Genomic DNA, 10025 nt, shown 5'->3' with positions numbered 1-10025 from the left:
AAATCATTCCTAGTTGGTATTTGATTGAGAAAAAAGCTGAATAATAAAAGAGTTGATTAAAGAAGAATTTGGTAGTTGGGACGTTAAAAGTAAAGAGACTCAACAAGTTTACAAGTTAGCAAGTAAATTTTTTAAGTGACAATTATCAGCTATAAAGTTGAAAAATGGTAACTATAAAATAGTTTCATTCTACATTTTAATTTTAAACAACAACTCAGTTACTTTCGTTCTTTAATATAGGAGTATACTAGCACCACATGTTGAGGCGGTAAGTTTGCTAGTCAAGGAGTAAAACGACGAAGATTAGCATTTACTTCCGCCCATGCGATAGCTGTCCGTGATTGACAAGTGCTAGCACGCAGACAGAACGGAGATAGCGAACCGCTGAGTGTGTCGCTCTGCTCGTAAAAGCTTAGAAACCTTTGAACGAAAGGGATAATGAAAGCCTTGATTGCAAGGCTTTTTGCTTTATGGTGGGTAAGTATCAGAGTGAGAAAATTTTTGGAATGAGTAGAAGTGATAGCTAGAAATTATCAGTTTCTATTTCCATTTACCCTGTGGGTACGTGTTTGTTTCCATTGACAAGGAGTTTGTGGGAATAGAAATGTACCCACCTTGTTTGAATCAAGTGAAGTGTAGTTGAAGGAAATCTGTTGAAAGCAATACTTCATTTTACCGAATAAGTAATAATTTAGGCAACTTCAAATCGATTAAAAAAAACTATTTTAAAGGTTAAGAGTAGACAAAAATTGTCCACTCTTTTTTGCAAACTCAATTTATCAATAAATGAAATGAGGGAATGTAAAATGAAATATTTTGAGGTTGAGTTAGAAAATCCTGATGAATTTTTAAAACTACAAACAGAAGATTTTGTGAAAGCTAATCGCTTGCTACTAAGGAAGATAATCCAGAGCGTTACAGTCTATGAAGAAAACTTCGTCATATCCTTTAAATCTGGCATCGAATTGGAAGTATGAGTCTCATTCCATAACTTTTATATTGAACATATCATCTTGTTGTGTTATACTATAAATTGATATAAACAAAGATGTAGGAGGAACCGAAACTATGACAGCCTCAATGCGTTTAAGATAAGCTGGCAATAAAAAAAGCAGAATCTATACCCGATGATAGGCTTTTTTGTTGTGCTTATTTATACGATATTGAGCATTCATTAGTTACGGTGAGGATATTGGTTATTTAACTATACCTTTATTTAACTATGTCTTTAATATGAATGTTTCCAAATTGTATGTATGCAGACCAAAAGCCACATTGTGGGGTTTGGCCTGCATTTTTTATTGCCTAGAATGCTATTAAAAATAGAAATTCAAGCAAAATAATATGCAGGAGATAATATAAATGGAAAAATACAACAATTGGAAACGAAAATTTTATGCAATATGGGCAGGGCAAGCAGTATCATTAATCACTAGTGCCATCCTGCAAATGGCGATTATTTTTTACCTTACAGAAAAAACAGGATCTGCGATGGTCTTGTCTATGGCTTCATTAGTAGGTTTTTTACCCTATGCGATTTTGGGACCTGCCATTGGTGTGCTAGTGGATCGTCATGATAGGAAGAAGATAATGATTGGTGCCGATTTAATTATCGCAGCAGCTGGTGCAGTGCTTGCTATTGTTGCATTCTGTATGGAGCTACCTGTCTGGATGATTATGATAGTATTGTTTATCCGTAGCATTGGAACAGCTTTTCATACCCCAGCACTCAATGCGGTTACACCACTTTTAGTACCAGAAGAACAGCTAACGAAATGCGCAGGCTATAGTCAGTCTTTGCAGTCTATAAGCTATATTGTTAGTCCGGCAGTTGCAGCACTCTTATACTCCGTTTGGGATTTAAATGCTATTATTGCCATCGACGTATTGGGTGCTGTGATTGCATCTATTACGGTAGCAATTGTACGTATACCTAAGCTGGGTAATCAAGTGCAAAGTTTAGAACCAAATTTCATAAGGGAGATGAAAGAAGGAGTTGTGGTTCTGAGACAAAACAAAGGATTGTTTGCCTTATTACTCTTAGGAACACTATATACTTTTGTTTATATGCCAATCAATGCACTATTTCCTTTAATAAGCATGGAACACTTTAATGGAACGCCTGTGCATATTTCTATTACGGAAATTTCCTTTGCATTTGGGATGCTAGCAGGAGGCTTATTATTAGGAAGATTAGGGGGCTTCGAAAAGCATGTATTACTAATAACAAGTTCATTTTTTATAATGGGGACCAGTTTAGCCGTTTCGGGAATACTTCCTCCAAATGGATTTGTAATATTCGTAGTTTGCTGTGCAATAATGGGGCTTTCGGTGCCATTTTATAGCGGTGTGCAAACAGCTCTTTTTCAGGAGAAAATTAAGCCTGAATATTTAGGACGTGTATTTTCTTTGATCGGAAGTATCATGTCACTTGCTATGCCAATTGGGTTAATTCTTTCTGGATTCTTTGCTGATAAAATCGGTGTAAATCATTGGTTTTTACTATCAGGTATTTTAATTATTGGCATTGCTATAGTTTGCCAAATGATAACTGAGGTTAGAAAATTAGATTTAAAATAAACAATATTGGAGGAATATTTATGTATCTTATTTTCATGTAACTCTTCCTGCTAAAATCGCAGGGTTTTCCCTGCATACAAGCAAATGAAAGCATGCGATTATAGACAGGAGGAAATGTTATGGAATTAATATTAAAAGCAAAAGACATTCGTGTGGAATTCAAAGGACGCGATGTTTTAGATATAAATGAATTAGAAGTATATGATTATGACCGTATTGGTTTAGTAGGAGCAAATGGTGCTGGAAAAAGCACTTTACTCAGGGTACTTTTAGGAGAATTAACTCCCCCAGGATGTAAAATGAATCGTCTGGGTGAACTTGCCTATATTCCCCAGTTGGACGAAGTAACTCTGCAGGAGGAAAAAGATTTTGCACTTGTAGGCAAGCTAGGTGTTGAGCAATTAAATATACAGACTATGAGCGGTGGTGAAGAAACAAGGCTTAAAATAGCACAGGCCTTATCGGCACAGGTTCATGGTATTTTAGCGGATGAACCTACGAGCCATTTAGACCGTGAAGGAATTGATTTTCTAATAGGACAGCTAAAATATTTTACAGGTGCACTGTTAGTTATTAGCCATGACCGCTATTTTCTTGATGAAATAGTAGATAAAATATGGGAACTGAAAGATGGCAAAATCACTGAGTATTGGGGAAACTATTCTGATTATCTTCGTCAGAAAGAGGAAGAACGTAAGAGCCAAGCTGCAGAATACGAACAATTTATTGCGGAACGTGCCCGATTGGAAAGGGCTGCGGAGGAAAAGCGAAAACAGGCTCGTAAAATAGAACAGAAGGCAAAAGGTTCTTCAAAGAAAAAAAGTACTGAAGACGGAGGGCGTTTAGCTCATCAAAAATCAATAGGAAGTAAGGAAAAAAAGATGTATAATGCTGCTAAAACCCTAGAGCACAGGATTGCGGCCTTAGGAAAAGTAGAAGCTCCGGAAGGCATTCGCAGAATTCGTTTCAGGCAAAGTAAAGCATTGGAGCTCCATAATCCATACCCTATAGTCGGTGCAGAAATTAATAAAGTATTTGGGGATAAGGCTCTGTTTGAAAATGCATCTTTTCAAATTCCGTTAGGAGCAAAAGTGGCGTTAACTGGTGGTAATGGAATCGGAAAAACAACTTTAATCCAAATGATCTTAAACCATGAAGAAGGAATTTCTATTTCGCCTAAGGCAAAAATAGGTTACTTTGCACAGAATGGTTACAAGTACAACAGTAATCAGAATGTTATGGAGTTTATGCAGAAGGATTGTGACTACAATATATCAGAAATTCGTTCAGTGCTAGCATCTATGGGGTTCAAACAGAACGATATTGGAAAAAGTTTATCTGTTTTAAGCGGTGGAGAAATTATAAAATTGTTGCTTGCTAAAATGCTCATGGGTAGATATAACATCCTAATAATGGATGAACCCAGTAACTTCCTTGACATACCAAGTTTAGAGGCTTTGGAAATACTAATGAAGGAGTACACCGGAACTATCGTGTTTATCACCCACGATAAACGATTACTCGAAAATGTAGCAGATGTAGTTTATGAAATTAGAGATAAGAAAATAAATCTGAAACATTAAATTTAAGGTAGTCGCTGGTCAGTATAGTCTGTTCTGGTTGGCGACTCCATTGTTAAAGAGTATAAAGACTTTAGATTTTATGAATATTAAAAATAGGAACAGTCAATTGAACTGCTCCTATTTTTCTGCTAAATATATTGTAGTTTTCTTATATGTATAATGATAGATTAGCGGATTCTCATCTACGGTACTTACTTCAAATATGAAGAAGTGATCGCGGTTATCTCTGGACTTTTCCTTATTGAGGACAAAGTAATTCTTACGTGAAGTCGCCATTGTTTTTAGGATATCATCAGTTAGGAAGGTCAATGGAATATTCATGTTAGAGTAGCGGTAGAAGTCACGTTCAAAATCTTGGTAGCTCTCGCTATAATAGTCCATTTGTAGGTGATTACGCTGAAACTCAAGCTGATTCATAGAGCACCTCCTCGACAAGTTCAATACTAATAATGTCTTTTAATTTCAAATTGATGTGACCTGTTGTAGTTTTTATCAAAATGAAATCTTTGGTCAGACTTGGTATTGTTCCAGTGTAGGAAACACGCTTGTTTTTTTCAATCACTTGAATGCGTGTGCGTAGCTGCCCGGCGTATACTTGACTGAGGAGTAATAATTTCTTCTCTAGTGATAAGTCAGACATGTACGTTACTTTGTTTGTATCATCAGAGAGTGCTGATGCATGTTCAGATAGGAAAAAGCCCATCCATTTTTGCATCTTTGTATCCTGGTACTCTCTTGCTGATTGAAATGGTAAATATGAACGGTCAATCATATCAAATCCTTTCTATGCAGAGGCAAGGGTATTTTTATCAAATTGAATCGTAAAACCTTGAATTCCCCCACCTGTGTAACATTCTTTAAAGCGATTGATTACCTCAGTATAGATTATCACAGATGAGCTTGTTGGCTTAATGCTAAATGTAAATTCCAATGGTAATCGGTTTTCAGATTTAGCATGTACTAGTCGTATCGATATTTCAGTTGTTTTGAGTTTTCTCTGACGAAGTTTTGAAGTTGCTGTTTCAACGATTCCATGTAAAAATCTTTCAAGCATTTCAATATCATTACATCCTTTGCTACGGATTTCTGAAAATTGTACTGTATTTTTTTCTTGTTTCATTTTAATCCCTCCAATCCACCCGCGGAATGACCACCGATAAGTTTACTGCGTTCAATATTTCTGGAACCTTCAGTTAGGACGGTTCCTTTTTGTATGGCTAAAAAACCAAACTGTTCTCTGACAACATCAATAGCTGTCTGAAGTCTATTATCTTTTTCAATTTGTTCTACATCATCAAAGAGTGATAGTAGAGTATAGCTTTCATCTACGAAGCCACTATAAGATACACCAATTTGTCTCACTGCACCAGAGGTGTATTTTTTCGGAATAATACAAGTACATGACTCACCATTGTTTTGGGGAGATTTGCGGGTTCAATTTTATTCTGAGCATTTATAGATTTTTTCATCTCAGTCCTAGAATAGCCAATATGAATAGAAACGACAGTAGTCAATACTAGGGCTACTGTTCCGTTCCACAGTATCATTTAAAAATCATTTTCACACCCTTTCGTCTATTAGTATAGAAGAAAGCTCTCAGCACATGTTGAGTGTGTAAGTTTGTTAGTGAAACGTAGCTAAATCTCTCGCTTTTTTATTTCAAAGCTCCAGTGGAGCTTTGAACTCCCAAACCTTTTGAGTCCCACAGATGCATTATAACGGGGCTGTAGCATTGATGTCAAAACTTTCACCTCCTATATAAACAAATTCTATCCAACGTTTAAAAAGGATCAGTAGCTGATAATATATAGCGGTTTGCATCGTGACGACAAGTAGGTGGATTACGATTATTTGTAATTTATAAAATCTATGATGAGAGGTACGTGATTAGAGGTATCAAGTAATTTTTATTTTGCTAGAGCAAGCAACAAATCTTCTTCATAAGGACTATGCTAAGCAGATGTATCAGATACTAGATTTAGATAAATTTGAATGAGTTATGATGAATCAACTTCTAGACCACATCAGCATTTAAGAGGATAGGAAAATTAGAGTACCCTTCACAGAGGGAACTGAGGTACAGTTATAGAAAAAGAAAGGCTGTAATAACAGCTGGAAAACATTTTCGTTACAGCCTAATTTGCGTTTTTGTGGTATACTGAAATTGTTGAATGACTTTGAAAGTAAACAAGAAAAATAACTATTAAGGCTTTTATATTTGATAGTTATATTTTCGAAAATATAATATAATCAAAGATATTGCAGATGGATAATAAAATATGACTAGAGAAAAAGCGTTTAAAACTATTGAAGAGCAGATTTTGATTCAACGGGGCAGGAATTTGAAGATTACCGATGAGCCAGGGATGGTAAGTTTTATTCAGCAGAAAAATTATTTTAATTCTATAAATGGTTTTGAAACTATTTTTTTGGAGACCTCTAACCCTAAAAAATATATGAAAAGAGTCTCTTTTAAAGATTTTGAGAGAATATACACATTAGATAGAAATATAGCTAAGTACCTATTTCAAGAAATCGAAAAGATTGAGGTTGAACTGAAGTCGAGAATTGCATACGAATTTTCAAAAGTTCATTGCAATAATGGTATTGCTTCTAACTTAAAGTATTTAGATATCAATTGTTATGTGCTACCGATAGCACACAATCGAAATTCTTTTACAGAGTATTTTTATACTCATGGAGATAATAAAAAAACGCATTCTTTTTTTAGAGTGCATACTATTTCTGCCAAGATTAAAGATGTAATGTTTACAGGTAAAATTAGTACCTCTCATACTCGTAACGGAGATGTATATTACAACCTAGAAGGTGATTTTGATGGAATAGTTTATGACCTTAAAATAAATCAATATCGAGGGAGATTTTCAATAAAAGCTTCTAATACTCCTAGTAATATTTCTTCATTAAACGGTTCTATGAATGTGACGATTCAAATTAATAACATAGAGGGAAGATTTTTTGAATTATCTTATTCAGACTTCTGTAAAATTAAATATCCATATATTTCTAGCTATAAAAATCCTCCGCTTTGGGTTATTATTGATACACTAATGTTGAATGACTTGCTGGTTTTATTCCAAGGATTAGACATTGCTATACAAAATAAAATTATGAGTGAGATGGGATTTGATTCCTCTATTAGTGGGAGTCGAGAAAAATTCATTAACGCTTGTGAAATACTGCGTGAGTTGAGAAACCAATTGGCACACTTTGGTCTCATAACCAGATATAGGACGGGAAATAGTATTCTAATCAATAGACTTTTTATCTCTGATTTGTTACTTACTCCTAAAAGGAATAATAGAGTTTTAAAGTTTTATCAAGGTTTAAAAATTTTAAATTCTTTTAATAGATTCTCTCTTAAAAGGATTGATCGAGCTATTCAATCATATTATTTAAAAAATATGTTACTATTGAAGTTTGATATTAATAAAAATTTTTTTAATAGAATTGGCAAGTAAGTGTTGCAAAAAGTTGCTGGTTATGATAGAATAATATAGTTATATTTTAGTGCCACGACGGCGTGAAATCCTTGAAAGAGGTTTTCAAAAAGTCATAAGGGGGAAGGTTAATAAACTTTCCTCCTTATTTTATTTATTTAGATAAGTTGAAAATAGTGTTGAAGATGTTTGATTTCTGAAGTACCTTGAATTGTATAGAGTTTACATGCAGTTTAGAATTTCTGATTTATTATCCAGAGGATAGAACCGCTTATTGAAGATATTTTAGAAAGTTAGTCATTACCAAAGTTAATATTTATTTCTACAGTATAATTCTAAAATCACTTTTTTTCTCTTTCGTCTATTAGTATAGAAAAAAGCTAACACTACATGTGGAGTGTGTGAGTTTGTTAGTGAAACGAAATTAATCCTCAAAAGGTTTCCCAAAACTTTTGAGTCCCACAGACGCATCATGAGGAGAAATCATGAGGGATATTATCAGTTGAATAAGTAAGAGTATAATCTACATCTCCAAAGTAGGAGTGGCTAGTTCCAGCAGAAAGACCTTCATAGGTTTTATAACTGAATAGATCGACTTACTTTGTTGTCGAATTTTTCCTGTTCTTCAAGTAATTCTGAGGAATAGACGACAACTTTAAAATCAAATAAGCTAAAAACGCTCTAAAATCATTAAATTGATATTAAAGTGTTTTTTATTGTCAAAATATACAATTGAAAAAATTTCCAGCTTTTTTAAAATCACTATCTCAGATGACAATTTAATCAAAATATGATATAATACAGAAAAAGTAAAAATAACAAAAGTAACTTACCAAAGTAAAAGAAAAAAAGTATATAGATAGCCACGGCGGATATTCCTTTCATCGTTTAGAAGGAGTTGCTGTGGTTATCGTTGTTGCTGAGCTAGTTAATTGCTCTTATTACTTAGATGAAGTTACTTTTATTATTGAATTAATTTAAATAATAATAACGATCAATGAAAGTACTCATCGATATTTCCTTTTTGCAGTTTAGAGCTCAAAGGAGAACAGTACTGATTTGGTCGTTTTTTTGCGTATTGACATCCTAAAAGCCAGTCAGAACCTTCAGTCATGATAAACAAGGAGAATTAATGAAATTTGTAGTTTATAAACATTCGCTGGTTTTAGGTGATAACAACATCGTGACAAAGCAATTGATTGCACTCAAACATGATGATGGCACATTACAATTCACTGATTTTCATAGATATGTAAAATCTGCCACAAAGATTAAATCTATTTCAGACGATGGAAACAAACGATTTTCATACGTTGTTAAATTTTTGAATTTTATATACGGAACAGTTGGGGTTAACAATCTTGATCAACTAACTTTAGAAATGGTCAAGGAGTTTTTTATGCTTTATGGTTTAGGACAACTTCCAGAAGATAGAAAAAATAGAAAGAAAAGTACAGTCGAAAAATGTGTAAATGCAGTTCTTGATTTTTTAACTCTATACTTGAATGAACGAAAAGGAAAGGTTAAATTGAAGCCAAAAGACCTTTATTCTATCAATACGTTTACCAATAGACGAGGCAGAGTCATCAAAAGAAAAGAGCTGAATTTTGAGATATTTGTTGATGATAGCAACACACAGAAGTCAATTTTTAGAGATATGCCAAACAGCGCCTTTGAAATGATCTTCGCTCACATTGCTCAATGTCACAAGGATTTACTTATGGCTGTTGCCTTGGGAGCATTTGTTGGTTTAAGACCATCAGAAGCTTGTAATGTAAGACGTGAAGATAGCCCTTTGGGGGCAGGTATCATATTTCACCAAAGTGATAATCAAGTATTTAAAATTGAGGTTGATCTGCGAAAAGAAATGCCCCTTAGAAGCGATTTAAAGTCAACTGGACGAATTAAAAAGGAAAGACTTCAAGCTGTACCTTATATCTTCTTAGAGGTCTTTTTAGACACCTACAATGACTATATGAGCTACCTAGAAGGTAAAAGGTATGAGAAAGATTATGGTCCATTAAGCCTTAACAAGCAAGGGAAAGCATTGTCATACGATGTGTACTATCAACGATTTCGTAAGATTATTCGCGAAGAAATGATTCCAATATTTCTTAAATCTGATGACCCAGAGGTTGTCTTTTTTGGTCAACTCTTGCAAGAAAATAATATTTCACCCCATATCTTTAGGCACTGGTACACCACACAATTGGTTTTGTCAGGTGTTAATGAAGTTAGTGAACTGATGTCTGCTAGAGGAGACAATTCACCAGAAAGTGCTTGGGTTTATTTACAAAATAAAGGAGAAATTGCAAAACAATATGGTCAGGTTAATAATGGTGTTTTTGAATATATGAACTGGCAAGCAGAAAAATTGTTTGGAGAAGATTAAAAGGAGTAG

Annotated in this window: 9 protein-coding genes and 1 pseudogene; 6 read left to right on the top strand and 4 right to left on the bottom strand. The window is 34.1% G+C overall.

The features are described 5' to 3' along the window. The first annotated feature begins 806 nt into the window (after positions 1-806). The 3 genes from HMPREF2837_RS01440 to msr(D) all read left to right on the top strand — a co-directional run bounded on the left by HMPREF2837_RS01440 (position 807) and on the right by msr(D) (position 4163). The gene (locus HMPREF2837_RS01440; RefSeq protein ID WP_000873143.1) at positions 807-977 is read left to right on the top strand and encodes a hypothetical protein; all 171 of its coding nucleotides are present in this window, start codon (positions 807-809) and stop codon (positions 975-977) included. Between the two features lie 385 nt (positions 978-1362). Then, positions 1363-2580, top strand: a complete 1218-nt coding sequence (mef(A), locus tag HMPREF2837_RS01435) for a macrolide efflux MFS transporter Mef(A) (RefSeq protein ID WP_000417519.1) — start codon at positions 1363-1365, stop codon at positions 2578-2580. Positions 2581-2699: 119 nt separating this feature from the next. Further along, on the top strand, positions 2700-4163 hold the full coding sequence (gene msr(D) / locus HMPREF2837_RS01430; RefSeq protein WP_000420313.1) for an ABC-F type ribosomal protection protein Msr(D): 1464 nt from the start codon (positions 2700-2702) through the stop codon (positions 4161-4163). Between the two features lie 117 nt (positions 4164-4280). On the opposite strand, the gene HMPREF2837_RS01425 is transcribed toward msr(D), so the two are convergent. Genes HMPREF2837_RS01425 through HMPREF2837_RS01410 form a run of 4 tightly spaced genes read right to left on the bottom strand, consistent with a single transcriptional unit; the run spans position 4281 to position 5525 of the window. Then, complete coding sequence (locus HMPREF2837_RS01425; RefSeq protein WP_001072467.1) at positions 4281-4580, bottom strand: DUF5960 family protein; 300 nt, start codon at positions 4578-4580, stop codon at positions 4281-4283. Further along, entirely contained in the window at positions 4567-4935 is a 369-nt protein-coding gene (locus tag HMPREF2837_RS01420; RefSeq protein WP_000567222.1) for a hypothetical protein, read from the bottom strand. Before HMPREF2837_RS01420 ends, HMPREF2837_RS01425 begins: the two co-directional genes overlap by 14 nt. A gap of 12 nt (positions 4936-4947) precedes the next feature. Beyond that, on the bottom strand, positions 4948-5283 hold the full coding sequence (locus HMPREF2837_RS01415; RefSeq protein ID WP_000806926.1) for a DinB/UmuC family translesion DNA polymerase: 336 nt from the start codon (positions 5281-5283) through the stop codon (positions 4948-4950). Beyond that, positions 5280-5525: a hypothetical protein gene (locus HMPREF2837_RS01410; protein WP_001813542.1), complete on the bottom strand. Its 246-nt coding sequence runs from the start codon at positions 5523-5525 to the stop codon at positions 5280-5282. The genes HMPREF2837_RS01415 and HMPREF2837_RS01410 overlap by 4 nt, the downstream gene beginning before the upstream one ends. A 553-nt stretch (positions 5526-6078) precedes the next feature. Between HMPREF2837_RS01410 and HMPREF2837_RS11825 the strand changes: the two are divergent. The 3 genes and pseudogenes from HMPREF2837_RS11825 to HMPREF2837_RS01395 form a co-directional block, all read left to right on the top strand. Continuing rightward, positions 6079-6198 (top strand): annotated as a pseudogene (locus HMPREF2837_RS11825) (site-specific recombinase resolvase); the annotation flags it as partial. A 244-nt stretch (positions 6199-6442) separates the two neighbouring features. Beyond that, positions 6443-7645, top strand: coding sequence for an Abi family protein (locus HMPREF2837_RS01400; RefSeq protein WP_075230549.1), 1203 nt, complete (start codon positions 6443-6445; stop codon positions 7643-7645). Between the two features lie 1111 nt (positions 7646-8756). Continuing rightward, on the top strand, positions 8757-10016 hold the full coding sequence (locus tag HMPREF2837_RS01395; protein WP_075230548.1) for a site-specific integrase: 1260 nt from the start codon (positions 8757-8759) through the stop codon (positions 10014-10016). The last annotated feature ends 9 nt before the right edge of the window (positions 10017-10025 follow it).

Origin of the sequence: Streptococcus sp. HMSC071D03, from assembly GCF_001812125.1 — a bacterium.
In the GTDB taxonomy this organism is placed as follows: Bacteria; Bacillota; Bacilli; order Lactobacillales; family Streptococcaceae; genus Streptococcus; species Streptococcus pseudopneumoniae_N.
The sequence above is the reverse complement of the archived record's forward strand: the minus strand, read 5'-3'. Positions and strand labels throughout refer to the sequence as shown.